This is a genomic window from Phycicoccus ginsengisoli, assembly GCF_054779295.1.
On the sequence record NZ_BAAGYN010000004.1, the window covers coordinates 19,217 to 44,193 of the forward strand.

25 protein-coding genes are annotated in these 24,977 nt (G+C 73.3%); 13 read left to right on the top strand and 12 right to left on the bottom strand.

Annotation, left to right across the window (positions count from 1 at the left end; translation table 11 throughout):
* Position 1: 1 nt before the first annotated feature.
* Positions 2–3,226: a response regulator gene (locus ACYVDO_RS07455; protein ID WP_460934333.1), complete on the top strand. Its 3,225-nt coding sequence runs from the start codon at positions 2–4 to the stop codon at positions 3,224–3,226.
* A gap of 99 nt (positions 3,227–3,325) precedes the next feature.
* Here ACYVDO_RS07455 and ACYVDO_RS07460 read toward each other — a convergent pair whose 3' ends face one another.
* The 3 genes from ACYVDO_RS07460 to ACYVDO_RS07470 form a co-directional block, all read right to left on the bottom strand.
* On the bottom strand, positions 3,326–3,712 hold the full coding sequence (locus tag ACYVDO_RS07460; RefSeq protein ID WP_460934335.1) for a hypothetical protein: 387 nt from the start codon (positions 3,710–3,712) through the stop codon (positions 3,326–3,328).
* Between the two features lie 123 nt (positions 3,713–3,835).
* Positions 3,836–4,954, bottom strand: a complete 1,119-nt coding sequence (locus ACYVDO_RS07465; protein WP_460934337.1) for a CaiB/BaiF CoA transferase family protein — start codon at positions 4,952–4,954, stop codon at positions 3,836–3,838.
* 159 nt (positions 4,955–5,113) lie between these two features.
* The gene (locus tag ACYVDO_RS07470; protein ID WP_310151424.1) at positions 5,114–5,302 is read right to left on the bottom strand and encodes a BldC family transcriptional regulator; all 189 of its coding nucleotides are present in this window, start codon (positions 5,300–5,302) and stop codon (positions 5,114–5,116) included.
* Between the two features lie 296 nt (positions 5,303–5,598).
* On the opposite strand from ACYVDO_RS07470, the gene ACYVDO_RS07475 reads away from it, so the two are divergent.
* From ACYVDO_RS07475 to ACYVDO_RS07490, 4 genes are all read left to right on the top strand, one after another.
* Complete coding sequence (locus ACYVDO_RS07475; RefSeq protein WP_460934339.1) at positions 5,599–6,705, top strand: Glu/Leu/Phe/Val dehydrogenase dimerization domain-containing protein; 1,107 nt, start codon at positions 5,599–5,601, stop codon at positions 6,703–6,705.
* A 256-nt stretch (positions 6,706–6,961) separates the two neighbouring features.
* Complete coding sequence (locus ACYVDO_RS07480) at positions 6,962–7,153, top strand: DUF3073 domain-containing protein (protein WP_460934341.1); 192 nt, start codon at positions 6,962–6,964, stop codon at positions 7,151–7,153.
* 144 nt (positions 7,154–7,297) lie between these two features.
* Entirely contained in the window at positions 7,298–8,788 is a 1,491-nt protein-coding gene (locus tag ACYVDO_RS07485; protein WP_460934343.1) for a purine-cytosine permease family protein, read from the top strand.
* A complete protein-coding gene (locus tag ACYVDO_RS07490) occupies positions 8,785–9,339 on the top strand; it encodes a cysteine hydrolase family protein (protein WP_460934345.1) in 555 nt (184 codons plus the stop codon). The genes ACYVDO_RS07485 and ACYVDO_RS07490 overlap by 4 nt, the downstream gene beginning before the upstream one ends.
* A 64-nt stretch (positions 9,340–9,403) precedes the next feature.
* Here ACYVDO_RS07490 and ACYVDO_RS07495 read toward each other — a convergent pair whose 3' ends face one another.
* The 4 genes from ACYVDO_RS07495 to purM all read right to left on the bottom strand — a co-directional run bounded on the left by ACYVDO_RS07495 (position 9,404) and on the right by purM (position 12,134).
* Positions 9,404–9,886, bottom strand: coding sequence for a hypothetical protein (locus ACYVDO_RS07495; RefSeq protein WP_460934347.1), 483 nt, complete (start codon positions 9,884–9,886; stop codon positions 9,404–9,406).
* A 73-nt stretch (positions 9,887–9,959) separates the two neighbouring features.
* Positions 9,960–10,451, bottom strand: a complete 492-nt coding sequence (locus ACYVDO_RS07500) for a hypothetical protein (RefSeq protein ID WP_460934349.1) — start codon at positions 10,449–10,451, stop codon at positions 9,960–9,962.
* Between the two features lie 24 nt (positions 10,452–10,475).
* Complete coding sequence (locus ACYVDO_RS07505; protein ID WP_460934351.1) at positions 10,476–10,919, bottom strand: hypothetical protein; 444 nt, start codon at positions 10,917–10,919, stop codon at positions 10,476–10,478.
* A 102-nt stretch (positions 10,920–11,021) separates the two neighbouring features.
* Positions 11,022–12,134: a phosphoribosylformylglycinamidine cyclo-ligase gene (gene purM, locus ACYVDO_RS07510; RefSeq protein ID WP_460934353.1), complete on the bottom strand. Its 1,113-nt coding sequence runs from the start codon at positions 12,132–12,134 to the stop codon at positions 11,022–11,024.
* 99 nt (positions 12,135–12,233) lie between these two features.
* Between purM and ACYVDO_RS07515 the strand changes: the two genes are divergently transcribed.
* Positions 12,234–13,217 carry a hypothetical protein gene (locus ACYVDO_RS07515; protein ID WP_460934355.1) on the top strand — a complete coding sequence of 328 codons (984 nt, stop codon included), beginning with the start codon at positions 12,234–12,236 and terminating at the stop codon, positions 13,215–13,217.
* Here ACYVDO_RS07515 and purF read toward each other — a convergent pair.
* A complete protein-coding gene (gene purF, locus ACYVDO_RS07520; RefSeq protein WP_460934357.1) occupies positions 13,214–14,758 on the bottom strand; it encodes an amidophosphoribosyltransferase in 1,545 nt (514 codons plus the stop codon). The genes ACYVDO_RS07515 and purF overlap by 4 nt on opposite strands.
* Before the next feature lie 22 nt (positions 14,759–14,780).
* A complete protein-coding gene (locus tag ACYVDO_RS07525) occupies positions 14,781–15,008 on the bottom strand; it encodes a hypothetical protein (protein ID WP_460934359.1) in 228 nt (75 codons plus the stop codon).
* Between the two features lie 103 nt (positions 15,009–15,111).
* On the opposite strand from ACYVDO_RS07525, the gene ACYVDO_RS07530 reads away from it, so the two are divergent.
* From ACYVDO_RS07530 to ACYVDO_RS07545, 4 genes are all read left to right on the top strand, one after another.
* A complete protein-coding gene (locus tag ACYVDO_RS07530) occupies positions 15,112–16,782 on the top strand; it encodes a molybdopterin-dependent oxidoreductase (protein ID WP_460934361.1) in 1,671 nt (556 codons plus the stop codon).
* Between the two features lie 186 nt (positions 16,783–16,968).
* Complete coding sequence (locus tag ACYVDO_RS07535; protein WP_460934363.1) at positions 16,969–17,610, top strand: fasciclin domain-containing protein; 642 nt, start codon at positions 16,969–16,971, stop codon at positions 17,608–17,610.
* Between the two features lie 24 nt (positions 17,611–17,634).
* On the top strand, positions 17,635–18,231 hold the full coding sequence (sigK, locus tag ACYVDO_RS07540) for an ECF RNA polymerase sigma factor SigK (protein WP_460934365.1): 597 nt from the start codon (positions 17,635–17,637) through the stop codon (positions 18,229–18,231).
* Positions 18,228–19,103 carry an anti-sigma factor gene (locus ACYVDO_RS07545; RefSeq protein ID WP_460934367.1) on the top strand — a complete coding sequence of 292 codons (876 nt, stop codon included), beginning with the start codon at positions 18,228–18,230 and terminating at the stop codon, positions 19,101–19,103. The genes sigK and ACYVDO_RS07545 overlap by 4 nt, the downstream gene beginning before the upstream one ends.
* Before the next feature lie 107 nt (positions 19,104–19,210).
* Here the strand turns inward: ACYVDO_RS07545 and ACYVDO_RS07550 are convergent, their stop codons facing one another.
* Positions 19,211–20,080 carry an LLM class flavin-dependent oxidoreductase gene (locus tag ACYVDO_RS07550; RefSeq protein ID WP_460934369.1) on the bottom strand — a complete coding sequence of 290 codons (870 nt, stop codon included), beginning with the start codon at positions 20,078–20,080 and terminating at the stop codon, positions 19,211–19,213.
* A gap of 107 nt (positions 20,081–20,187) precedes the next feature.
* Between ACYVDO_RS07550 and ACYVDO_RS07555 the strand changes: the two genes are divergently transcribed.
* The 3 genes from ACYVDO_RS07555 to ACYVDO_RS07565 are packed head-to-tail and all read left to right on the top strand — an operon-like array spanning position 20,188 to position 23,111.
* Complete coding sequence (locus tag ACYVDO_RS07555) at positions 20,188–21,234, top strand: zinc-dependent alcohol dehydrogenase family protein (protein ID WP_460934371.1); 1,047 nt, start codon at positions 20,188–20,190, stop codon at positions 21,232–21,234.
* 2 nt (positions 21,235–21,236) lie between these two features.
* The gene (locus ACYVDO_RS07560; RefSeq protein WP_460934373.1) at positions 21,237–22,040 is read left to right on the top strand and encodes a spermidine synthase; all 804 of its coding nucleotides are present in this window, start codon (positions 21,237–21,239) and stop codon (positions 22,038–22,040) included.
* A gap of 27 nt (positions 22,041–22,067) precedes the next feature.
* Positions 22,068–23,111, top strand: coding sequence for a Gfo/Idh/MocA family protein (locus ACYVDO_RS07565; protein WP_460934375.1), 1,044 nt, complete (start codon positions 22,068–22,070; stop codon positions 23,109–23,111).
* Positions 23,112–23,118: 7 nt separating this feature from the next.
* Here ACYVDO_RS07565 and ACYVDO_RS07570 read toward each other — a convergent pair whose 3' ends face one another.
* Together ACYVDO_RS07570 and ACYVDO_RS07575 are read right to left on the bottom strand one after the other, a co-directional pair.
* Positions 23,119–23,481: a sterol carrier family protein gene (locus ACYVDO_RS07570; protein WP_460934377.1), complete on the bottom strand. Its 363-nt coding sequence runs from the start codon at positions 23,479–23,481 to the stop codon at positions 23,119–23,121.
* Between the two features lie 295 nt (positions 23,482–23,776).
* Positions 23,777–24,940, bottom strand: coding sequence for a sensor histidine kinase (locus tag ACYVDO_RS07575; protein WP_460934379.1), 1,164 nt, complete (start codon positions 24,938–24,940; stop codon positions 23,777–23,779).
* Positions 24,941–24,977 lie beyond the last annotated feature (37 nt).

Genomic DNA, 24,977 nt, shown 5'->3' on the forward strand with positions numbered 1-24,977 from the left:
CGTGCCCGACCCCCGCGACGTCGACCCCGCCGAGCTCCAGCGCTGGCTGGCGGAGGCATCCCCCGACGGCCTCTGGGTGTTCGACCGCGTAGGCACCACCGTCTACGCCAACGACCGCCTCGCCCACCTCCTGGGCCGCACGCCCGAGGAGATGCGCGGCCTGTCGGTGTTCGACACGCTCGACGAGGTCGGCCGAGGGCAGTTCGCCGAGCACCTGCGCGAGCTCGACGAGACCGGCCAGTCGGGCGACAACCTCGAGTGCGCGCTGCTGCGCAAGGACGGCAGCGTCCTGTGGGCGCTGGTGAGCCACACCCGCATCCACGACGACGCCGGCCGTCCGGTGGGGTGGCTGCACCGCGTCTCGGACTACGGCCACCAGCGGCAGCTCATCGACAGCCTGCAGCGCAGCGAGCAGCTGCTCGCGGAGGCGCAGCGGATCGCCAGGATCGGCAGCTGGGAGTGGGACGTGCTCAGCGACACGGTCACGTGGTCGGACGAGCTCTACCGCATCTACGAGATCGACCGGTCGACGTTCACCCCCACCTACGGCGGCTTCCTGGAGCGGATCCACCCCGACGACCGCGCCCGGGTCGAGTCCGCGGTGCGCGGGGCGCTGGAGAGCGGCTTCTTCGAGTTCGACGCCCGGGTCGTGCGCCGCGACGGCGCGCTGGCCTGGATCCGGGGACGCGGCCAGGCCGCTCGTGACGCGACCGGGCGGGTCGTCCGGATGCGCGGCACCTCGCAGGACGTCACCGAGACCAAGGACGCCGAGCAGGCGCTGGGCCTGCTGACGTCCATGGCGACCGCCGCCAACGAGGCTGCCTCGCTCGTGGAGGTCATCCCCCAGGTCCTGCACGACGTCGCGGAGCACACCGGCTGGCGCCCCGTGGCGGCCTTCAGGGTGGTCGACGACCGCGAGCTGGTCCCCGTCCCGGGCGAGACGCGCCATGCCCCCGCGGAGGACGTCGCCGAGGCCCGGCGGATGGCGCGGGCCACGGTCAGGACGCTCATGCCGGAGATCTCGCGCAGCCGGGAGGGCACGCACCTCGTGGCCGCGCCCGTGGTCGCCGAGGAGCGCGTCGCCTGCGTCATCGTCATGGACACGAGGGCGTCCACCCCTCCGACCGACACCGACAGCGTGACGGTCGGGCAGGCCAGCGCCCTGTTCGCCCGGGTGGCCGAGCGGGAGTGGGCCGCCGAACGCCTCGCCAAGGCACGGGACGACGCCATGCGTGCCTCGCTCGCCAAGTCCGAGTTCCTCGCGACGATGAGCCACGAGATCCGCACGCCGCTCAACGGCGTCATCGGGCTCTCCGAGCTCCTCGGTCGCACCGAGCTGTCGCCCCAGCAGAAGCGCCTCGCCGAGGGCATCGACTCCGCGGGCCGCAGCCTCGTCGCCCTCGTCAACGACATCCTCGACCTCTCCAAGATCGAGGCGGGGCGCCTCGACCTCGAGCGCATCGAGTTCGACCCGACCAGTGTGGTCGAGCAGAGCACGACGCTGTCGGCGCAACGCGCCCGCGCCAAGGCGCTCGAGCTGGCGGTCACCTGCTCCCCCGACGTGCCGTCACGGGTCCTCGGGGACCCGGTCCGCTTCGGTCAGGTGGTCGCCAACCTCACCGCGAACGCCGTGAAGTTCACCGCAGCCGGGGAGGTCGTGGTGCGCGGTACGGTCGAGGCCGCCCACGACGGGCAGGTCGTCCTGCGCGTCGACGTGAGCGACACCGGGGCGGGCATGTCGCCGGAGGTGCAGGCCAGGCTGTTCACGGCCTTCTCGCAGGGGGACAGCTCGACGACCCGCGAGTACGGCGGCACCGGCCTGGGCCTGGCCATCAGCCGTCAGCTGGTGTCGGCCATGGGCGGCCAGATCGGCGTCAACAGCGAGGAGGGCGCGGGCAGCACCTTCTGGTTCACGGCCGCCTTCGAGGTGGCGGCGGAGGGCTCGACCCCGCCGCCACGTCCCAGCAGCGTCGTCGCCGGCCTGCGGGCGCTGGTCGTCGACGACAACGAGACCAACCGGTTCATCCTGGAGGAGCAGCTCGCCGGGTGGAGGGTCGACACCGCCGTGGCCTCGTCGGGCGTCCAGGGCCTGGGGTTGCTCGACGAGGCGGAGCGCCAGGGCACGCCGTTCGACGTGGTGCTCCTCGACTACGTGATGCCGGGGGTCAACGGCGAGCAGTTCGCGCGGATGGTGCGTGCCGACCGGCGGTTCGACGGCACCCGGATCGTCCTGCTGACCTCCGCGATGGACCTGGACCCGGCCGACGTCACCGCCGCCGGCATCGACGCGAGCCTGCTCAAGCCCGTGCTCCCCTCGAGCCTGCTCGACGCGCTCAACACGGTGGGGGCCGCGCACCGCGACCTCGGGGGCTCGGCCATGGGCGCCACCCCGGGCCCGGTGACCTCGCGGCACCAGGGTCGCGCCGGGGAACGGGGCCGCGTGCTGGTGGTCGAGGACAACGAGGTCAACCAGCTCGTCGCCGCCGGGATCCTGGAGTCGATGGGGTTCAGCGTGGACCTTGCCGAGAACGGACTGGCCGGCTACTACGCGTTCCAGGAGGCCGACGGGGCCTATGCCGCGGTGCTCATGGACTGCCAGATGCCGCAGATGGACGGGTACGACGCGACCCGCGCCATCCGGGCGCTGGAGGACGGCCGGACCCACACCCCCGTCATCGCGATGACCGCCTCCGCCATCTCCGGGGAGCGAGAGCGCTGCCTGCAGTCAGGCATGGACGACTTCCTGACCAAGCCGGTCGACGTCGCACTGCTCGGCCAGGTGCTCGACCGGCTCGTCGGTCCGGACCGGGACGTGCCCGCTCCGCTCCCGGGAGGAGCCGGCCCCACGCTCCCTCCCGCCCTCGCGGACGCCGACGTGCTCGACCGAACGCGCCTCGGCGAGCTGCTGGAGCTCGACCCCGACGACCCGAGCCTGCTGCTGCGGATGCTCGACCGGTTCGACCAGAGCACGGCCGACACCCTCCAGGCCCTCCGGTCGGCCCACGCCGAGCAGGACGCCCAGGCGCAGGGGCGAGCTGCCCACCGGCTCAAGGGAACCGCCTCGAACCTCGGCGCCACGGCCCTGGCCGAGCGGTGCCTGGCGGTGGAGCTGCTCGGTGAGGACGGCGACCTGGCCGACGAGTCCTTGCTGGTCGACCTCGAGCACCACCGCGAGCTCGCGGTGCGCGCCCTGCAGGCCGTCCGGGACGGCATCCGCCCGGACTGAGGCGAGCACCACCCGCCGACGACGCAAACGGCCGGTCGGAGAAGGTCTCCGACCGGCCGTTCGGCGTCTGGGCGGCGGGCCGCCCGGGATGGGACAGGCTCAGGCGGACTCGACGTCCGCGCCGAGGGCTCCGTGGGTGCTGGCGATGTACTGGCCCGTGCGCGCCCCCAGGGCGAGCCGCCGGCGGACCTCCTTCATGAGGTCCTCGTTCGACGCGAGCATCAGTGTCTCGGTGGGGTTGAGCGGTGCCAGGACGTGCAGGCCGCACCCCTGGGCCGCCTGGAGCACGACCTCTCGGACGGGGAGGTTGAAGGCCCGGGCGAGGGCGAGCATGGCGTGCGGCTCAGGCCACTCGGGCAGCACGGGAGCGTCCAGGATGGCCTCGACGGTCCACTCGTCGAGCGCGGTGCGTTGCAGCAGCGTCTCCCGGCTCCACCCGAGCAGGCGCATCTGCTCGCGGACGAAGGTTCCGAGGCTGTTGGTCACGGTGGGCTCCCCAGGGGTCACGAGGCATACGTTCCAGGGATGACTAAACCGCCGGAGCGGGCCGCTGCACAGTGCACTTTGCCAAGCCTTGAATGACCACTCAACCGTTCAGCCGAACGGGTCTCACCCTTCGGTCCTGCCCAACTCGGGCATATCGGGACGGGTGTCCCTCGACGGCTCAGGGGCCACTGCCGACGTGGAGCCGGGGGGCCGGGAGAAGCGGGGGACGACGCCGGGGGCCGTCGGCGAGACACCCGCCGGGTCGACGAGGTAGGTGCCCCGGGCCGCCAGGTGAGGGTCCCGAGCCGCCTCCGTCACCGAGAGGACGGGCGCGACGCAGGCGTCCCGGCGCGCGAAGTGCGCCGCCCACTCGTCCCGGGACCGGCGACGGAAGACGGCCGCGAACCGGGCGCTGACCTCGGCCCAGGTGCTCCGGTCCAGCTGGGTCCCGGCCAGCCCGGGCTCGAGCCCGAGGCCGTCGAGGAGCCTGGCGTAGAAGACCGGCTCGACCGCACCCACCGCCACCCACCGGTCGTCAGCGGTGCGGTAGCAGCGGTAGAACGGGGCGCCCCCGTCGAAGAGGTTGGCGCCGGGCGGCCCGGGCCACAGGCCCGAGGCGAGCATCGACTGGAGCATCGCGGTCGTCGAGGCGACGCCGTCGACGATCGCCGCGTCGACCACCTGCCCCTCGCCGGTCGCCCGGGCGTGCAGCAGTGCCGACACCACGCCGAAGGCCAGCAGCATGCCGCCGGCGCCGAAGTCGCCGAGCAGGTTGAGCGGCGGCACGGGCCGCCCGTCCGGGCCGGCGAACGCCTCGAGCACACCCGAGACCGCGAGGTAGGTGATGTCGTGGCCGGCCAGCCCGGCGTAGGGACCGTCCTGCCCCCAGCCGGTCATCCGGCCGTAGACCAGCGCCGGCCGGAGGGCGAGCAGGTCCTCCGGACCCAGCCCCAGCCGCTCCGCCACCCCGGGCCGGAAGCCCTCGAGCAGCACGTCGGACCGCGCGACGAGGTCCCGGACGGCGGCGCGCCCGTCGTCCGTCTTGAGGTCGAGCGCGACCGACCGGCGGCCGCGGAGCAGCACGGCGTGGGTGGCCCGCAGGTCCTCACCCGGCCGGTCGACGCGGAGGACGTCCGCGCCGAGGTCGGCCAGGAGCATGCCGGCATACGGGCCGGGACCGATGCCGCCCAGCTCGAGGACGCGGACCCCGGACAACGGTCCGGGACGTGGCGCACCGCTCATGGGAGGCACGGTAACCGGTCGGGCAGGGCCTACCGCCGGCGTCCCGCCCACCTCTGTCCCCTAGAGGTGGGCGGGGGTGCCGGCGGTGCGGCGTACCGCGACCACCAGGGTGCTGGCCGGTCCGAGCCCCTGAAACCCGGAGCCGGCCTCACTCCCCCGTCAGATGACGTTGGACAGGAGCGCCCGGACCTCCGCCTCCCGGTAGCGGCGGTGGCCGCCGAGGGTGCGGATCGAGTTGAGCTTGCCTGCCTTGGCCCAGCGCGTGACTGTCTTGGGATCGACTCGGAAGAGCGCAGCAACCTCTGCAGGCGTGAGCAGCTTCTCGACCTCCGTGGGACGAGTGACCATGTGTTCTTCTCCTACTTCAGGGGACGTCTGCCCATAATCGGACAACCGAGCCCCATTGGGAACATTCCGAACGGGCCATCCCGCATGGTCCGGAAGTACTAGTCACGACCCTTCCGCCGCCCCCGCGGACCCCGTCCCCGGCCCGCTGCGGCCACCGCGACCACAGGCGCGACCCTCCCTGCCGCCACGGACGGCGGCTCCCGTGGGGAACCGCGGGAGCCCCGGGCAGGAATACGCTGGGCACAGGACGCGCGACCCGCGCCCGCCCACGCCACCGAGCCCTAGGAGTCACCACCGTGACCGTGTCCTCGCCGCCCCTGACCTCGCCGTCCCTGACCTCGTTGTCCCAGCACGAGCAGGTCGTCTTCTGCCACGACCGGACCACCGGCCTGCGCGCCATCATCGGCATCTACAGCACCGCCCTCGGGCCGGCCCTCGGCGGCACCCGGTTCTACCCGTACGCCAGCGAGGACGAGGCGCTCGCAGACGTCCTGCGCCTGTCCCGGGGCATGGCGTACAAGAACGCGGTGGCCGGCCTCGAGCTCGGCGGCGGCAAGGCCGTCATCATCGGGGACCCCGCCACGGACAAGACGCCCGAGCTGCTGCGGGCCTACGGCCGCTTCGTCGAGAGCCTCGGCGGCCGGTACGTCACCGCCTGCGACGTGGGCACCTACGTCGCCGACATGGACGTCGTCAGCGAGACCACCCGCTTCGCCACCGGGCGCAGCGAGGCCAACGGCGGCGCCGGCGACTCCTCGGTGCTCACCGCCTACGGCGTCTTCCAGGGCCAGCGCGCCTGCGCCCAGCACGTCTGGGGCAGCCCGACCCTGCGCGACCGGACCGTCGGGATCGCCGGTGTCGGCAAGGTCGGCCGCATCCTGGCCGGCCACCTGCTCGAGGACGGCGCCCGCGTCGTCGTCACCGACGTCAACGAGGAGGCGCTCGCGGCCCTGACCGCCGCGCACCCCGAGGTCGAGGTCGTCGCCGACACCGCGGCGCTGGTGCGCTCCGACATCGACGTGTACGCCCCGTGTGCCCTGGGCGGTGCGCTCGACGACGAGACCGTGGCGGCCCTGCGCGCGAGCGTCGTGTGCGGCGGCGCCAACAACCAGCTCGTGACCGAGGGCGAGGGCGGCACCGCCGACCAGCTCGCCGCCCGCGGGATCACCTACGCGCCCGACTTCCTCGTCAACGCCGGTGGCGTGATCCAGGTGAGCGACGAGCTGCACGGCTTCGACTTCGAGCGGGCCAAGAAGGCCGCGACCGCGATCTTCGACCACACCCTCGAGGTGCTGGAGACCGCGCGGGAGCGCTCGATCACCCCGGCTGCGGCCGCCGACCACATCGCCGAGGAGCGCATGGCCGCCAAGCAGGCCGGCGGGATCTGGCTGCCCGCGCGCTGAGCCGCTGCGGCGGCAGGGGCGACCCCTGCGGCCGGAGCCGCCGGTTCGCCCCACCGGTTCGCCCGGCAGGTTCGCACCACCGGGTCGTCCGACCGGCTGGGTCGCCGCGGGTCCGGCCGCAGAACTTGCGCGGCTCATGTAGCGTTGGACCCACGACACATACACAATTCCCGGGACCGCTCCGTGGAGCCGAGGCACCGACACGGTGACTCGACCAGGCGATGCCGTCCCGGCAGACGCATGAGGGGGTCACGCCATGGGGCGCGGCCGGGCCAAGGCCAAGCAGACGAAGGTCGCTCGGGAGCTGAAGTACTTCTCCCCGAACACCGACCTGAGCGCGCTTGAGCGAGAACTACACGGTTCGTCCTACACCGAGCCGGAGCCTGCCTCCGACGAGGGCAACGACGAGTACGACGACTACGGGAAGTGGGCCTCGGGTCAGCGATGACCCGATCCACCTCCTAAGCTCCACCCTCATGCACGGGCCGGCGGTCCGTGTCGACCGACGCCCTCGCAGGCGTCCGGCCGCCACGGCGCCGCGCCCCGGCCGAGCCACCGCTGACGGTGCCCGGCCGAGGGCTACGCTCCGCTCATGAGCACAGACACGCGGGAGCGCACCCGCCGTCTCGGGGTCGAGACCACCGGCATCGAGATCATCGACGAGGCCGCGCGGACCGCTCGACCCCGGGACCTGTTCTGGCCGTGGTTCGCGGCGAACGTCTCGGTCTTCGGCATCAGCTACGCCGGGTTCGTCCTGGGCTTCGGCATCTCGTTCTGGCAGGCGGTGCTCGTCACCGTGGTCGGCGTCGTGGTGTCGTTCCTGCTGTGCGGGCTGATCGCGATCGCGGGCAAGCGCGGGTCGGCCCCCACGATGGTGCTCTCGCGGGCGGCGTTCGGCGTCACCGGCCAGAAGGTGCCCGGTGTCATCTCCTGGCTCACCTCGATCGGCTGGGAGACCTTCCTGGCCATCCTGGCGACGCTGGCCACCGCCACGATCTTCAAGCAGCTCGGCTGGGGCGGCGGCACCGGCACCAAGGTCGTGGCCTGCGTGGTCACCGCGGCGCTCATCGTGGCCGCCTCGGTCGCCGGGTACCACATCATCATGCGGCTGCAGTCGTGGCTGACCTGGATCACCGGCGCCGCGACCGTCGTCTACGTCGCCCTCACCCTCGGCCACATCAAGTGGTCCGCCGTCTCCGCGCTGCCGAGCGGGTCGGCCCAGCAGGTGGTCGGCGCGCTCGTGCTCGTCATGACCGGGTTCGGGCTGGGGTGGATCAACATCGCCGCCGACTGGTCCCGCTACCAGCGCCGGGACGCCCCCGGCGGGTCCATCGTCGCGTGGAACACCTTCGGCGGAGCCCTCGCCCCCACCCTGCTCGTCGTCTACGGCCTGCTGCTGGCCGGGTCGGACAAGAAGCTCAGCGAGGGCATCCAGGCCGACCCGATCGGCACCCTCGCCACCATCCTGCCGACGTGGTTCCTGCTGCCGTTCCTGCTCGCCGCGATCCTCGCGCTCGTCAGCGGCGCGGTCCTCGGCATCTACTCCTCCGGCCTGACCCTGCTCTCCCTCGGCGTGCGGATCGCGCGCCCGCGCGCCGCCCTCGTCGACGGGGTCATCCTCACCCTCGGCACCATCTGGGTGGTCTTCTTCGCCCAGAGCTTCATCAACCCGTTCCAGTCGTTCCTCATCACCCTGGGCGTCCCGCTCGCCGCGTGGGCGGGGGTCATGCTGGCCGACATCGCCCTGCGCCGGCGCGACTACGACGAGGACGCCCTGTTCGACCCGAGCGGCCGCTACGGCGCCTGGGACTGGGTGTCGATCGGCACGATGGTGGTCTCGTCGGTCCTCGGCTGGGGACTGGTGGTCAACAACTTCGCCGCCGACGCGTCATGGAACAACTGGCAGGGCTACCTGCTCGAACCGCTCGGCCTCGGGAAGTACGTCGACGACCCCTCCGGCCCCTACTGGGACGGCAACTGGGCCTACGCCAACCTCGGGGTGCTGCTCGCCCTGGTGCTGTCCTTCGTCGTCACCCTGGTCCTGCGCCGCGGCACGGTGCGCTGCCAGGAGGGCCGCGCGTGACCTCCTCCGCGTGGCTGGTCGCCGTGGACTTCCAGCGCGTGTTCGGCGACCCGTCGAGCGAGTGGCGCGCCCCCCGGTATGCCGCGGCGGCGGCCAACGCGGTGCGGCTCGCCGACGCGTTCGGCGAGCACGTGGTGTTCACCCGGTTCGTCGCACCGCAGCAGCCCACGGGCGCGTGGGTGCCGTACTACGAGCAGTTCCCGTGGGCGCTCCAGCCGGCGGACAGCCCGCTGTACGACCTCACGGACGAGGTGGCCCCGCAGGCTCGACGGGCCGCCTCGGTCACGGCCACCACCTTCGGCAAGTGGGGGGCCGACTTGCAGGCCGTCGTCGGTGAGCAGCCCCAGCTCGTCGTGGCCGGCGTGGCCACCGACTGCTGCGTCATCTCGACCGTGCTGGCCGCTGCCGACGCCGGGGCTGACGTCACGGTCGTGACCGACGCGTGCGCCGGGTCCACCGACGACAACCACGCCAAGGCCCTCGACGTCATGGGTCTCTACGCCCCCCTCGTGACGCTCGCGACCACCGCGGACGTGCTGGCGAGGTCGTAGGCCGGCACTGCTGCGGGAGCAGCCGGACGCACGGCGGCTCGCCCGGGAGGTGAGCCCGCGATCGTCAGACCGAGCCGGCGCCCAGGCCGCTCTGCTGGGCGGCGTGCGCCCGGGCGTACGCCCAGGCCTCCGCAGCCGGGTCGCCGTCACGACCGGGGCCCCCGCCGTGGTCGACCCCGGCGTCGACCGGCACACGGTCGGCGCCGTCCCAGTCGGCGTACCCGCCGAGGAGCCCGAACGTCGCCTCCGACCCGAGGACGCCCTCGGCGAGCGCGTGCAGGACCGACGGGTCGCACGCCCGCCGGAACTCCCCCGGCGCCCGCTGCTCGCCGTGCGCGACCAGGCGGGCGACGGCGGTGGTGTCGTTCGCGCGGAGCCGGGCCCCGGCGACGAGTGCCTCCTGCACGGCGTGCAGCACCGACTCCCGACCGCCGTCGTCGAGCCGGTCGAGCGCCTCGACGTGGGCGACCTGCAGCGCGTCCACCGGGGCGGTCGCGAGCAGGTACCGGTACTGGCGGACCACCTGGTCCTCGGTCGGCGTCGTCATGGCTCCCCCTCCGGATCGCGCGCTGGTGCTCGGAGCATAGGCCCGCCCACCCCGGGCCAGGGGAGACATCGGCTCACCACCCCCGCGAGCCGGACGACCCGGGGTCCGAACGCCCACCGCTGATGCCCGGGTAGCTCACCTGCTGCTCGTGCACGATGTGCCACCTCTGCGCGTAGGCGGAGTCGTCCACCCCGTCGTCCTCGGGGTCGGGGTCCAGGCCGTCCCACGCGGCATACCCGCCGAACCGGCCGAACGACGCCTCGGCCACGATCACGCCCTCCGCCAGGGCCAGCAGCACGGGGCGGGGGCACGCGCCGAGGAAGTCACCCGGGCGGCGGCGCTCACCCACCGTGACGAGGTGGGCGATGCGGCCGACGTCGTCGGGCGTGAGGCGCAGGCCCGTCACGAGGCCGTGCTGCACGGCGCGCAGCACGATCGAGCGGCGCGACCTCGCCATGGGGACCAGTGCCTCGACGTGGGCGGCCTCGAGGGCGTCGAGCGGCATGGTGCGCAGCAGGAAGCGGTACTGGCGCACCGACTGGTCCTCTGCCTCCCACCCGGGCACCCTCCGACGCTAGACCCGCGCGACTCAGACGGGGAAGCCCCCGGTGAGCTCCGCGAGGACGACGAGCTCGGTCCCACTGCACAGGGCCGCGGCCACCAGGCCCGTGGCCCAGGCCGGCATCGTCACCGAGCGGCCGAGCCTGGAGGCCAGGGCCACCGCGGCGGCCACGGCCAGGACCGTCGCGACGGCGGCCGTCAGGAGGAGGTCGTCCAGGGAGTCGGCAGCGGACGGCAGGTCGTCCGGGCCCGTCGTCGACCAGCCACCCGCGAGCCCCCGCGCGACGCCGTACATCGCCCGGCCGACGAGCTGGGCGGTGGCCCACTCGACGACGAGCGCCGCGGTGGCCAGCAGTCCCACGACGGTCGTGCTCACCCCTGCCCACCGCATGGCCCGGTGCCGGGCGGCGGAGTCGGATGAGCCACCTGAGGCGTCAGGGGTCTCGGCGACGGTGGTCGGGCTGGTGGTCACGGGACCATGGTCGGGCGGACACGGCTGCGCCCACCATCCGCCGACCTACTCAGTCGGGGTGGCCACGTTGGTGGAGGTGGTCATCCGGGGGGGGTGGTCGGCTCAGGAGCGGTAGTCGCCGACGAGCTGGACGGCTCCGCCCTCGACGCCCTTGGCGCCACGGACCACCTCGTGGCCGGCGGCCGGGGTCGCGTCGACGTCGTCGACGACGTCGCCGGCGACCCAGGCCGGTATGCCGCGGGCGGCCAGGAACGCCGTGGCGGCGTCGACCTGCTCGGCGGGGAGCATCGCGACGAAGCCGACGCCCATGTTGAGGGTGCGCTCGAGGTCGGCCTGCGGCACCCGGCCGAGCGCGCCGACGGTCGAGAACACTGCCGGCGGTGTCCAGGTCGAGCGGTCGACCCGGGCGAAGGAGCCGGGCGGCAGGACGCGGGCGAGGTTGGCGGCCAGCCCCCCACCGGTCACGTGCGAGAGCGCGTGGACGTCCACGCCGTCGGTGCGCAGGAGGTCGACGAGGTCGGCGGCATACACCCGGGTCGGGGTGAGCAGCTCCTCGCCGAGCGTGCGCCCGAACTCGGGGACCTCGCGGTCGAGCTCCCAGCCGGCGGAACGGATCACGTGCCGCACCAGGGAGTAGCCGTTGCTGTGCAGGCCGCTGCTCGCCAGGGCCAGGACGACGTCACCGGCGACGACCCGGTCGGGACCCAGCACGTCGGCATGCTCCACGACACCGGTGGCGGCGCCCGCCACGTCGTACTCGTCCGGCTCGAGCAGGCCGGGGTGCTCGGCGGTCTCGCCGCCGACGAGGGCGACCCGCGCCTGCTCGCAGGCCGCGGCGATGCCGGACACGATCGCGGCCACCCGCTCGGGGACGACCTTGCCCGTGGCGATGTAGTCGGTCATGAACAGTGGCTCGGCGCCGCAGACCACGATGTCGTCGACGACCATGCCGACGAGGTCGAAGCCGAGCGTGTCGTGCCGGTCGAGGGCCTGGGCGATCGCGACCTTGGTGCCGACGCCGTCGGTGCTGGTGGCGAGGACCGGGCGCGTCATCCGGGCGATGGCGCTCGCGTCGAACATGCCCGCGAAGCCGCCGAGGCCGCCGATCACCTCGGGCCTGGTGGCTCGTCGCACGCTGGCCTTCATCAGCTCGACGGCCCTGTCGCCCGCCTCGACGTCGACTCCGGCGGACGCGTACGTGCTCGGCTCGCTCACGGGTCCCAGCGTAGGGCCACCACCGATGACGGAGGACAGCGCCTCGAGGGCAGGAGGACGATCGCAAACGCAGGGACTCACAGCGGAAAGGGGTCCATCGTGTCCAGCAGCTACCAGTTCGACCTGTTGCGCACCTACCGGTTCCTGCGGCTGGCCATGGTGCTCCTCGTCCTGCTCCTCGGGGTGGCGGTGGCGGCGTACGTCATCGGCCGGGGCCACATGCTTCCGTCGATCAGCGCGTCGTACTACACGCCGGTGCAGGCTGTCTTCGTCTCGAGCCTGTGCGCCGTCGGGACCTGCCTGATCGTGTACCAGGGCAACAGCCCGGTGGAGGACGTCCTGCTCAACGGGTCGGGGTTCTTCGCCTTCATCGTGGCGTTCGTCCCCACGCGCCCGGAGGCGAGGTGCGTGCCCGGTGCGATCCCGAGGGACGTCCGCGACGCGATCTCGAACAACGTCGGGTCGCTCCTCGTCCTCGCGGCCGTGACCTTCGGCGTCGTCATGTGGATCCAGCTCGTCGCGACACCGGAGTCCGAGCGGGTGCTGTCCAAGGGTGTGGGGACGGCCATCGCGGTGTCGGTCGTCGCGTTCCTCGCGTTGACGGGTGCCTACCTGTGGAACCGCGGGGCGTTCCTGTGCCACGGGCACGACGGGGCGGCGCTCATGCTGTTCGTGGGCATCGTGGCGACCGTCTTCATCAACGGGTGGGGCCTGGCCCGCAAGCAGTCCCGCGCGGACGGCAGGCCGGCGCGGGCGCACCTGTGGAACCGCTACTTTTGGGGCTTCGTGGTCATGGTCGTCTCGATCGGCGCCGTGGTCGTGACGGGGCCGTGGCTCGGCTGGCTGGACAACTGGGTGTTCTGGCTCGAGGCGCTGCTCATCGGGCAGTTCGCGACGTACTGGCTGACCCAGACGATCGAGCTGTGGAACGAGCCGCGGCGCGGCGACCCCACGCCACCGGAGGTGGCCAAGGCCACCGGACCGGCGCCGCCGGCACCTGCCGTGTCGGCCACGACGCCACCCGGGGTGGCCGCCCCGGGGGCGGGACAGGCCCAAGCGCCCCGCCCAGGTGAGAACGGCTAGGGGCGGGTGAGGGCGTCCGCGGCACCGCCGGAGACGCCGAGGCTCACGCCGTCGACGTCCACCTCGAGCGGCAGCGTCTCGAACAGGTTCTTGCCCAGCCGGGACGCGTCGGGGAGTGGCACGGGGTAGCTGCCGGTGAAGCACGCCGTGCACAGGGCCGACGCCGGCTGGTCGGTCGCCGCCACCATGCCCTCCTCGGAGATGTACCCGAGCGAGTCAGCGCCGATCGACGTGCAGACCTCGTCGACGCCGATACCGGTCGCGATGAGCTCGGCCCGGGTCGCGAAGTCGATGCCGTAGAAGCAGGGCCAGCGCACCGGCGGGGAGGAGATGCGCACGTGGACCTCGGCCGCACCCGCCTCGCGCAGCATGCGCACGAGGGCGCGCTGGGTGTTCCCGCGCACGATCGAGTCGTCGACCACGACGAGCCGCTTGCCGCGGATGACGTCGCGCAGCGGGTTGAGCTTGAGCCGGATGCCGAGCTGCCGGATCGTCTGGGATGGCGCGATGAACGTCCGCCCGACGTAGGAGTTCTTGACCAGGCCCTGGCCGTAGGGGATGCCGGACTCCTGGGCGTAGCCGATTGCCGCAGGCGTGCCCGACTCGGGCGTCGGCATGACGAGGTCGGCCTCGACCGGGTGCTCGCGCGCCAGCTGCCGGCCCATCTGGACCCGCGACTCGTGGACGCCGCGGCCGTTGATCGTCGTGTCCGGGCGGGCGAGGTAGACGTACTCGAAGACGCAGCCCTTGGGCTCGGCCTCGGCGAAGCGCTGCGAGCGCAGGCCGTCCTCGTCGATGGCGACGAGCTCGCCGGGCTCGACCTCGCGGACGAACGAGGCGCCGACGATGTCGAGGGCCGCGGTCTCCGAGGCCACCACCCACCCGCGCTCGAGGCGGCCGAGGACCAGCGGACGGATCCCGTGCCGGTCGCGCGCGGCATACAACGTCGTCTCGTCCATGAACACGAAGCAGAAGGCGCCGCGCAGCAGCGGGAGGATGTCCAGGGCCGCGGCCTCGAGCGAGCGGTCCGGGTCGTCGGAGAGCAGCGCGGTGACGAGGGCGGTGTCGGTGGTGTTGCCGCGGGTGAGCTCCCCGCCGCCACCCCCGAAACCGTCGGCTCGGCGCTCGGCGACCAGCTCGCGCAGCTCGGCGGAGTTGATGAGGTTGCCGTTGTGGGCGAGGGCCACCGTCGAGGAGTCGTGGCCGCCCAGGGTGGGCTGGGCGTTCTCCCAGGTGGAGCCCCCCGTGGTGGAGTAGCGGCAGTGGCCCACCGCGAGGTGCCCACGCAGGGAGGCCAGGGACCGCTCGTCGAAGACCTGCGACACCAGGCCCATGTCCTTGTAGACGAGGATCGACCGCCCGTCGGAGGTGGCGATGCCCGCAGACTCCTGCCCGCGGTGCTGCAGGGCGTAGAGCCCGTAGTAGGCGAGCTTGGCGACCTCCTCGCCGGGGGCCCAGACCCCGAAGACCCCGCAGGCGTCCTGCGGACCCTTCTCGCCGGGGAGGATGTCGTGCGTCAGCCGTCCGTCGCCGCGTGCCACGGGGCCCATCCTCCCACAGGCGTCAGTCGCCCCGGTCGAGCAGGACGGCGACCACAGCGGCGAGCAGGCCGAAGAGGAACGCGCCCCCCACCCCCAGGAACATCACGGCGGTGCCGGAGCCGTAGCTGTTGCCGTACGGAGTCGTGTTCTCGGGCGTGAACCAGGCGACGGCCGAGCCGATGACGAAACCCACGATGGCGCCCGTCGCGATGAAGGCGACGAAGTTCGGGTAGCGACGCGTGCGGCTCACCCCCTCACGGTACCTTCCGGCGGGCGGGCCCGCCGCCGGCGGGTGCGCCCCACCGTCGCCTCCGTGACCCATCCGCAACGCTGCGCGGGTACGAATGGGAGGTATGAGCACCGCCACGAGGACCACCCGCCTGCGGTATGCCGTGTGCGGCCTGCTCGCCGCCGCCGCCGCCATGGCTGCGGGGCACCTCGTCTCCGCCTTCGTCAACCCGCCGGCCTCCCCGGTGCTCGCCATCGGCTCGACCGTCGTCGACGCCACGCCCACCCCGGTCAAGGAGTGGGCGGTGCAGACGCTCGGCACGGCGGACAAGCCCGTCCTGCTCGCCACCGTCGCACTGGTCACCGCCCTCGCCGCTGCGGCGATCGGCGTCCTGTCGCGCGACCGGCCCCCGCTCGCCAACGCGCTCCTGGTCGTGCTGGCCGCGCTCGCCGGCGTCGCCGCGCTGCTGCGGCCGGCATCGCTGCCCCAGGACGTCATCCCCGCCGTGGCGGCCGGCACCGTCGGTGTCGCGGTCCTGTCGGGGCTGCGGCTGCTCGCCGAGCGCATCGAGGACTCCGACCAGCTGGCGGCGCGCGCGGGCGGGACGGCTCCCGGCCCAGCCGGCAGCACCGACTGGGCGACCGACCGGGGCCCGGCCACCACCCCCACCTCCCGGCGGGAGGCCCCCGAGTCACCGCTCCAGCACACGGCACAGGCCCCCGGCGTCCTCGGCACCCCTGCCCGGCGCAGCTTCCTGCTCGGCGCGGCGGGTGCCACCGTCGGTGCGGTGGCCGTGGGCGCCCTAGGGCAGAGGCTCGGGGGTGGGGCCTCGACCCCCGCGGACGTCAGCCTTCCCGCCCCGGCCACGCCCCTGCCTCCGCTGCCCACCGGCATCGAGGGCCGGGTCCGGGGCGTCTCGCCGTTCCGCACCCCCACGAACGACTTCTACCGGGTCGACACCGCGCTCGTGATCCCGCGCGTCGACGTCGGCAGCTGGAAGCTCGAGGTCGGGGGGATGGTCGACCGGCCGTTCTCGATGTCGTTCCAGGACCTGCTGGCCATGGAGGTCATCGAGAAGGACATCACCCTCAACTGCGTCAGCAACGACGTCGGCGGTCCGTACATCTCGTCCACCCGCTGGCTCGGGGTCCGGGTGCGGGACGTCCTGCAGCGAGCCGGGATCCAGCAGGGCGTGGACCAGATCTTCTCCGAGTCGGTGGACGGGATGACCATCTCGACCCCGGTCGAGGCCCTGACCGACGACCGCGACGCCCTCATCGCGATCGCGATGGACGGGCAGCCGCTGCCACCACGGCACGGCTTCCCCGCCCGCCTCGTGACGCCCGGGCTCTACGGCTTCGTCGGCGCGACGAAGTGGCTGAGCAAGCTCACCGCCACCACCTACGCGAAGGACAAGGCCTACTGGACCGAGCGGGACTGGGTGACCGACGCCCCCGTCAAGACGCAGTCGCGCATCGACACCCCCATGGGCCTCGGGACCTACAAGCCCGGGAAGATCGCGGTGGGGGGCGTGGCGTGGGCCCAGGCGGGCGACGGCATCAGCAAGGTCGAGGTGCGCATCGACGACGGGCCCTGGCGCGAGGCCACCCTCGGCCCCGACGGTGGCACGACGTACTGGCGCCAGTGGAGCTGGGTCTGGGACGCGACCAGCGGACGGCACGACGTGACCGTCCGCGCCACGAACGGAAGGGGCGAGGTCCAGACGGACCAGCGGACCGACCCCTTCCCCGGTGGTGCCTCCGGGTACCACTCGATCGTCGTCATCGTCTCCTGACGGCGAGGCCGCGCACCCACCGTAGGGGCAGGGTGCGCGGCCGCATGACGCTCCCGTGCGCGCCACGGGGGCTTCGTGGTGTCTGGATCGGTGCGTGCGGAAACTTCTGTGCCCCAAGCCAATCCGCATCCCGAACTGCCACGAATGCCCGGTGTAAGTCGAACCTCATCCAAGGAGCGTCACACCATGAGCACTGCACGTCGCAGCACCATTGCTGCCCTTGCCCTCGCCCTGCCGCTCGGCCTCGCGGCGTGTGGCAGCTCGAACGACAGCGCGAGCGCCGGCACGTCGAGCAGCTCGTCCTCGAGCATGCCGAGCTCGTCCAGCTCGTCGTCCTCGTCGTCGTCGGACATGATGGCCCAGCCGTTCGGCGCCGCCTGCAGCGCCGTCCCGAAGGACGGCAAGGGCTCGTTCGCCGGCATGGCCACCGACCCCGTCGCCACCGCGGCCAGCAACAACCCCGTCCTGAGCCAGCTCGTCGGCGCGGTCAAGGAGGCCGGCCTGGTCGACACCCTGAACAGCGCCAAGGACATCACCGTCTTCGCGCCGACCAACGACGCCTTCAAGGCCGTCCCGAAGGCCACCATGGACGCGGCGATGAAGGACCCGAAGGGCCTGCTCACCAAGGTCCTCACCAACCACGTCGTCCCCGGCAAGCTCACCCCTGAGCAGCTGCCCGGCGACCACAAGACCCTCGCCGGAACCACCATCTCGGTGACCGGCTCGGGCGAGTCCTTCAAGGTCGGCGAGGCGAACATCGTCTGCGGCAACGTGCAGACCGCCAACGCCACCGTCTACATCATCGACGGCGTTCTTCTCCCGAAGTAGGCAACGTCCGTCATGATGGTTCCCATGGCAGCCACTTCCCCAGGTCCCGGAGCGACCTGGGGAAGTGCTGCCGCCCCATCGGACCTGGCAGCGCTGCTCAAGGCGTGCGCGCTCGGCGACGAAGGGGCCTTCAGCCGCCTGTACGACCTCGTGTCGGCACGGGTGTACGGCTTGGTGCTGCGCGTGGTCCGCGACCCCGCCCAGTCCGAGGAGGTCGCCCAGGAGGCGCTCCTGGACATCTGGCGGACCAGCGCCCGGTTCGACCCGGCCCAGGGCAGCGCCATCAGCTGGATGCTGACCATCGCCCACCGCAAGGCGGTCGACCGGGTCCGGTCCGCCCAGGCCTCCACCGACCGGGAGAGCGTCTACGGCGCCCGCAACCAGGACCGTGAGTTCGACCAGACGGCCGAGGCCGTCGAGCGCAGCCTCGACGCCCAACGCGTCCGCAACGCCATGGAGACGCTCACCGACACCCAGCGGGGAGCGCTCGAGCTGGCCTACTTCGGCGGCTACACGCACACCGAGGTGGCCACCCTGTTGGACATCCCACTGGGTACCGCCAAGACCAGGATCCGCGATGGGCTGATCCGGCTGAGAGACACGTTGGGGGTGCAGTCATGAGCGCCGACATCCACGGCCTCGTGGGCGCCTATGCCGTCGACGCCGTCGACGACCACGAGCGCGCCGCGTTCGAGGCCCACCTGGCCGAGTGCCCGGAGTGCCGGGCCGAGGTCTCCTCGCTGCGCGAGGCGGCCAGCCAGCTCGGCCTGCTCGCCGAGACCGCTCCCCCCTCCGGCCTGCGCGACGCCGTGCTCGGCCGGATCGGCACCGTGCGTCCGCTCCCGCCCCTGGCCGAGGACCTGCGCCCGAGCCCGTCCGCGACCAGTGCTCCTGCCGCGCCACACCTCGACGCGCCGACCCCCCTGGTGCCGGTCCCGGCTCCCGGCCGCGCCGACGAGGGACGTGGCGGCACCGGGCACGACTCCACGGCGGAGGAGGAGGAGTCGGGTGGAGGGGTCGTCGTGCCCCTGCGACGCCGGCGAGCGATGACCTGGCTGGCCGGGGTCGCGGCCGCTGCCGCCCTCGTGATCGGGGGCCTGGTGTGGAGCCCGTGGTCCGACAGCGGCCCCGGACGGCCCGGGCCGATCACCGCCACCGAGCAGGTGCTCGAGGCCAAGGACGCCCAGCGCTTCGTCAAGGTCATCGACGGCGCCCGCGCCACGATCGTGCGCAGCCCGTCCATGGGCAAGGCCGTGCTCATCGCCGACAACATGCCCGCTGCCCCCGCCGGCAAGGACTTCCAGGTCTGGTTCGACCAGCCCGGCAAGGGGATGCAGAGCGCGGTCGTCATGCCGCACGGCAGCGCGCCGACGGTGACGGTCATGCTCGAGGGAGATGCCGCGTCGGCGACCGGCGCCGGGATCACGCTCGAGCCGGCGGGCGGCTCACCCGAGCCGACGTCGCCGCCCCTGGCGCTGTTCTCCTTCAGCTAGCAATCCTCGTCCAGCCAGCGATTCTCGTTCAGCAGCCGACGACCGACCGGCCGTGGGGCGGGTGCCCGAGAGGGCACTCGCCCACGGCCACGTCCCACCGCCCCGTCTCACGCAGCGCGCAGGGCCGCCATCCGCCCGGCCGCCGCCTCGAGGACGGCCTCGCTCCCGGCATACACGCCCTCGGCCCGCGGCCAGTGGGTGACGACGTCGGTGAAGCCGAGCTGCGCCGCCCGGCCGACCATCTCCTCGAACAGGTCCACGCTCTCGAGCGAGAACCGGGGTGAGCCGTCGAGCGACAGGTAGCGCTCGAGCGGCCGGTCCCGTGCCACCCCGGCCTCCGCCTCGTCGAGCCGGGCCACCAGCCCCGCCACGCCCGCCCACCAGTCGTCCAGGGTGTCGCCACCGGCTCCGTAGGTGACCCAGCCCTGCCCGAACCGGGCGGCGAGCCGCAGGACGCGCGGCCCGTTGGCCGCCACGACGAACGGGAACCGCGGTCGCTGGGTGGACCCCGGCAGCGTGCGCGCGTCCATGGTGCGGTGGAACCGGCCGTCGAGGTCGACGTGGTCCTGCGTCGCCAGCCGGTCGAGCGCCTCCACGAACTCGTGGAACCGGTCGACGCGGTCCTTGAGCGGCAGGTCCTCGCCGAGGATGCGCGCGTCGAGGTCGCCGCCCGTGCCCAGGCCGCACAGCAGCCGGCCGCCGGAGATGTCGTCCAGCGCCAGCAGGTCGCGCAGGAAGACGTAGGGGTGCCGGTAGTTCGGCGAGCTCACGAACGTGCCCAGCCGGATCGACGACGTCACCGTGGCGGCGGCGGTCAGCGTCGGCAGCGCCCCGAACCAGGGCGAGTCGGGCAGCCCCGCCCACACGAGGTGGTCGTAGGTCCAGGCGTGGTCGAACCCGAGCTCCTCGGCTCCGCGCCACAGGCGCTCGGCGTCGGACCAGCGGTGCTCGGGGAGGATCGTGATGCCGAAGCGCATGCGCCGAGGGTATGCCGCGCGGCCGGCACCCCGTCGCCCCGTCGGCCCGTCGCTCACCGGCGACACCATGTCGGGCCGGCCGAGGACGCGCGTGGCAGGCTGGCGCCGTGAAGGCCACGATTCTCAACGCCCCCCGGGAGATCCGGCTCGAGGACGTCCCCGACCCCACGGTCGTCGCGCCGACCGACGCCCTCGTCCGCGTCACCGCCGCCTGCGTCTGCGGGAGCGACCTGTGGCCGTACCGCGGCATCAACGAGGTGACCGAGCCGACCCGCATCGGCCACGAGTTCGTCGGCATTGTCGAGGAGGTCGGCTCCGAGGTGCGCAGCCTGCGGGCGGGCGACTTCGTCATCGCGCCGTTCAAGTACTCCGACGGCACCTGCCCCCACTGCCGGGTCGGCATCCAGACCTCGTGCGGTCGCGGCGGGTTCTGGGGCGGCCCCGACCGCGACGGCGTCATGGTCGACGGTGGCCAGGGCGAGTACGTCCGCGTGCCACTGGCCGACGGGACCCTGGTCTCGACGCGTGAGGTGCCGGACGACGACCTCGTCCCCAGCCTCCTCGCCCTCAGCGACGTCATGGGCACCGGCTGGCACGCGGCTGTGGCGGCCCGCGTCCAGGAGGGCGACACGGTGGTCGTGGTGGGCGACGGGGCAGTGGGCCTCAGCGGGGTGCTCTCGGCTGCGCGGATGGGCGCCGAGCGGGTCATCGCCATGTCGCGGCACGCCTCCCGCCAGGCCATCGCGCGCGAGTTCGGCGCGACCGGCGTCGTCGAGGTCCGCGGCGAGGAGGCGGTGGCCGCGGTCCACGAGCTGACCGGTGGCATCGGCGCCGACGCAGTGCTCGAGTGCGTCGGCACCGACGAGTCGATGCAGACCGCCATCGCCGTCGCCCGTCCGGGTGCGACGGTGGGCTACGTCGGGGTACCGCACGGGATCCAGTACCCCGTGCGCGACCTGTTCAGCCGCAACGTCGGGATCGCCGGTGGGGTCGCCCCGGTCCGGCAGTACCTGCCGCAGCTGCGCGACGACGTGCTCGCCGGCGCGATCGACCCCGGGCTCGTCTTCGACCTCGAGGTCCCGCTGTCCGACGTCGCCGAGGCGTATGCGGCGATGGACGAGCGCCGTGCCGTGAAGTCGCTCGTGCGGCCCTGACCGTGTCCGGTGACCTCGAGCTCGTCGACGACGGCAGCGGAGGCACCGTCGTCATGCTCGACGGCCATCCACAGTCGTACGTGCAGCTCGACAACCCGCGGCTGCTCGTCTTCGAGTACGTCCAGTTCCTCGCCGCCGTCGTCGACTCGTTGCCGGAGGGACCGCTCGCGGTGACCCACGTGGGTGGCGCCGGCCTCACCCTGCCCCGGTACGTCGCCCACGCCCGGCCCGGGTCGCCCCAGATCGTGCTCGAGCCGGACGCCGCCCTCACCGAGCGGGTGCGGGCCGAGCTGCCGCTCCCCCGCGGCCACCGCATCAGGGTCCGGCCCGTCGACGGGCGCACCGGCCTCGCCGCGCTCGCCGACGCCAGTGCCGACGTCGTCGTCGTCGACGCGTATGCCGCCGGGCAGGTGCCGGCGGAGCTGGTGAGCATCGAGTGGTTCACCGAGGTGCGTCGGGTGCTCAAGCCCGAAGGGGTGCTGGCCATGAACACGACCGATGAGCCCGCCCGCCGCCACCTCGCGCGCCTCCACGCGTCCGTGCACGCCGTCCTGCCGCACACCGCGGCCATCGCCACGTCCGAGGTCCGCAAGGGCCGCCGGTTCGGCAACACCGTCCTGGTGGCGGGGTCGAAGCGGCTGCCGATGGACCAGCTCCCTCGCCGCGTCGCCATGACGGCGTTCTCGGCGACGCTCGTGCACGGGCGCGAGCTGCTCGGCGCCCTCGGGTCGGCGCGCCCCTTCACGGACGCGGACGCCGAGCCGACGCCGGCGCCGCCCCTGCTGGACCGCTGGCGCGTGCGCTGACCCGGCGGGGCCGGGCAGGATGGGCCCGTGCCCGAACTCACCCTGCCGCCGCCCCGCACGCCCGACCCCCACGACGCCCCGGCACTGCGCTGGGGTGTCCTGGCCCCCGGCGGCATCGCCCGGGCCTTCACCGACGCGATACACACCAGGTCCGGGCAGCGCGTCGTCGCCGTGGGGTCGCGCGACCTCGGCCGCGCGCAGGAGTTCGCGGCCGACTTCGGTGTCGCCACTGCCCACGGCTCCTACGAGGAGCTCGTGACCGACCCTGACGTCGACGCCGTCTACATCGCGTCCCCGCACTCGGAGCACCGCGACCACGCCCTGCTGGCGCTCGGCGCCGGCAAGCCGGTCCTCGTCGAGAAGGCCTTCACGCGCAACGCCTCCGAGGCCCGCGAGGTCGTCGAGACCGCCCGGGCCGCAGGGCTGTTCGCGATGGAGGCGATGTGGACCCGCTTCCTGCCCCACGTCGACGTCGTCCGGCGGTGCCTCGAGGACGGCCTGCTGGGCGAGGTGCACACGGTGTTCGCCGACCACGGCCAGAAGCTGTTCCCCGCCGGCCCGCAGCGCCTCTGGGACCCTGCCCTCGCCGGCGGAGCCCTGCTCGACCTCGGCATCTACCCCGTGTCCTTCGCGTCGTTCGCCCTCGGTACGCGGGGTGGGTTCAGCGCGGTGACGGCCCACGGCACCGTGACCGACACCGGGGTCGACGGCCAGGAGGGTGTCGTGCTCGAGGCGGCGTCGGGCGCGGTGGCGTCGGTCCTCGCCACCATGCTCACCAAGACGCCCACCACGGCGAGCATCTGCGGCACGCGCGCCCGCCTGGACCTCTCCGGGGACTTCTACACGCCCGGGGCCGTCGTGCGGCTCGTCTCCCCCGACCACCGCGTGCTGGACGAGTACACTTCCGCGGACCGCGAGTTCGGGCTGCACCACGAGGCCGTCGAGGTGGCCCGGCGGGTCGGCGCCGGCGAGCTCGAGTCGCCGCTCCTGCCGCTGGACGAGACCGTCGCCATCATGGGCACCCTCGACGAGGTGCGACGCCAGCTGGGGGTGTCCTACCCCGGCGAGTGAGCCCGGCTCAGGCGAGCGGCATCAGGGGGCCGAGGTCGGCGCGGTGGCCGCTCACCTGCAGCCGGCCCGACTCCCACGCCTGCTCCCACCCGAGCGCCCCGGTCGCGACCTGCAGCCACGTCTGGGCGTCGGTCTCCACGACGTTGGGCGGCGTCCCCCGCGTGTGGGTCGTGCCGGCGACGCACTGCACCGCGCCGAACGGCGGCACCCGCACCTCGACGCTGCGTCCCGGCGCCACCGCCGCCAGCTCCTCGAGGGTGTAGCGGACCGCGGTGGCCAGGTCGGTCCGGGCGGTGTCGGGCCCGGTGGTCCGCCACCCGGCGACGGCCTCCCTCCCGGCGGCCACGGGGACTCGGCGGCGCGGCGGCATACCGGAAATCGTCGCACGTCCCCCGGAGGCGAGGGACCACCGGGACCACTGGCGGCGGGATGGGTACTTCTACCCATCGACCGGGTCGGCGCAGAGGCCTAATGTTCTCCGTGGGGACACCACAGGGGACGAACGGCCCGGTCACGCGGGGGGGGACGCGTGACCGGGCCGCTCGCCGTCCGCGGCCACTCGCGCGTCCTTGGTCACTCCGGCGTACGCAGTCACTCCCGCGTCCGCGGGCCTTGCGCCGCTGCCCGACCACTCCCCGCGCTCGGCGAGCAGGGCCGATGGTGCGTCAGCCGGGCAGCGTGAACCACACGCTCGCGCCACCGGCCGGCGACTCGTCGATCGCCATGAGGCCGCCGTGGGCCTCGACGATCCGGCGACAGGTGCTCAGACCGATGCCCAGTCCGTCGACCGTGCTGGCCGCGCGCTCCATGAGGCCGAACACCCGGTCGCGGTCGGCGGTCGGGACGCCGGGTCCGTTGTCGTCGACCGCGACGCGCCAGCCGTCGCTGATCTCGTCGCACGTCACCGAGACGACGGGCTCGACACCGGAGGCCGCGGCGAACTTGACGGCATTGGCGACCAGGTTCTGCAGGAGCGCGCGCAGCATGGTCTCGTCGCCCGTCACCTCGGGGAGCTCGCCCACCTGCACGGTGGCACCGCCGTCCGTGAGCTGGGCGTCGAGGTCGTCGACGACGGCCGCAACCACCGACGCGAGGTCGACCGAGTTCCGGCGCGCCCGTCCACCCACGCGCGCGAACTCGAGCAGGTCCACGACGAGCGCGTTCATCCGGTCGGCGGCGAGCTCGGCCCTCGACAGCGCCATGGTGGCGAACGGTGCGTCCGCGAGCTCGGGGCTGCTGGAGGCCAGCTCCAGGAATCCGCGCAGGGCGGCCAGGGGGTTGCCGAGGTCATGGCTGACCTGGCCCGCGAACCGCGCCAGCTGCTCGTTCGAGCGGGTCAGCTCGCGGTGGGTGCGGCGCAGCTCGAGGACGTCGACGACCTGCGCTGCGAGCAGCTCCAGGGCCCGCCCGGCGGCCTCCGAGAGCTCCCGGGTGTCCTCGTCGAACACGCAGAGGGTGCCGACGGGGATGCCGCTCGGCGTCACGAGCGGGCTCGAGGCGTAGAAGCGGACCTTGCCGATCACCCCGGTGACGAACGGGTTCCGCGCGAAGCGGTCGTCGGCGCGGGCATCGGGCACGACGACCCGCTCCCCGCCCTGGAACACCTGCGCGCACATGGAGTCCTCGCGCGCGCAGACCGACGGCGCCATCCCGACCGCGGCCACCTGGTGCTGCAGGCGGTCGTCGATGATGTTGATCGCGGCGGTCGGCACGTCGCAGACCGCGGCCGCGAGCTCGACCAGCCCCTGGAGGTCGGCCTCCGGTAGGCGACCGACGACGTCGTAGGCGGCGATCGCCTGTCGCCGCGCCAGGTCCTGGGCTGTGCTCACGCCTCTCCCTCCCGGACGTCTCCTCCCGAAAGGAACA

Coding starts and splice junctions, on each gene's coding strand:
- ACYVDO_RS07485 (WP_460934343.1), top strand. CDS start 7,298: ATGAGCACAGACACGCGGGAGCGCACCCGCCGTCTCGGGGTCGAGACC.
- ACYVDO_RS07480 (WP_460934341.1), top strand. CDS start 6,962: ATGGGGCGCGGCCGGGCCAAGGCCAAGCAGACGAAGGTCGCTCGGGAG.
- sigK (WP_460934365.1), top strand. CDS start 17,635: ATGGCAGCCACTTCCCCAGGTCCCGGAGCGACCTGGGGAAGTGCTGCC.
- ACYVDO_RS07570 (WP_460934377.1), bottom strand. CDS start 23,481: ATGCCGCCGCGCCGCCGAGTCCCCGTGGCCGCCGGGAGGGAGGCCGTC.
- ACYVDO_RS07465 (WP_460934337.1), bottom strand. CDS start 4,954: ATGAGCGGTGCGCCACGTCCCGGACCGTTGTCCGGGGTCCGCGTCCTC.
- ACYVDO_RS07495 (WP_460934347.1), bottom strand. CDS start 9,886: ATGACGACGCCGACCGAGGACCAGGTGGTCCGCCAGTACCGGTACCTG.
- ACYVDO_RS07535 (WP_460934363.1), top strand. CDS start 16,969: ATGAGCACTGCACGTCGCAGCACCATTGCTGCCCTTGCCCTCGCCCTG.
- ACYVDO_RS07530 (WP_460934361.1), top strand. CDS start 15,112: ATGAGCACCGCCACGAGGACCACCCGCCTGCGGTATGCCGTGTGCGGC.
- ACYVDO_RS07550 (WP_460934369.1), bottom strand. CDS start 20,080: ATGCGCTTCGGCATCACGATCCTCCCCGAGCACCGCTGGTCCGACGCC.
- ACYVDO_RS07470 (WP_310151424.1), bottom strand. CDS start 5,302: ATGGTCACTCGTCCCACGGAGGTCGAGAAGCTGCTCACGCCTGCAGAG.
- ACYVDO_RS07545 (WP_460934367.1), top strand. CDS start 18,228: ATGAGCGCCGACATCCACGGCCTCGTGGGCGCCTATGCCGTCGACGCC.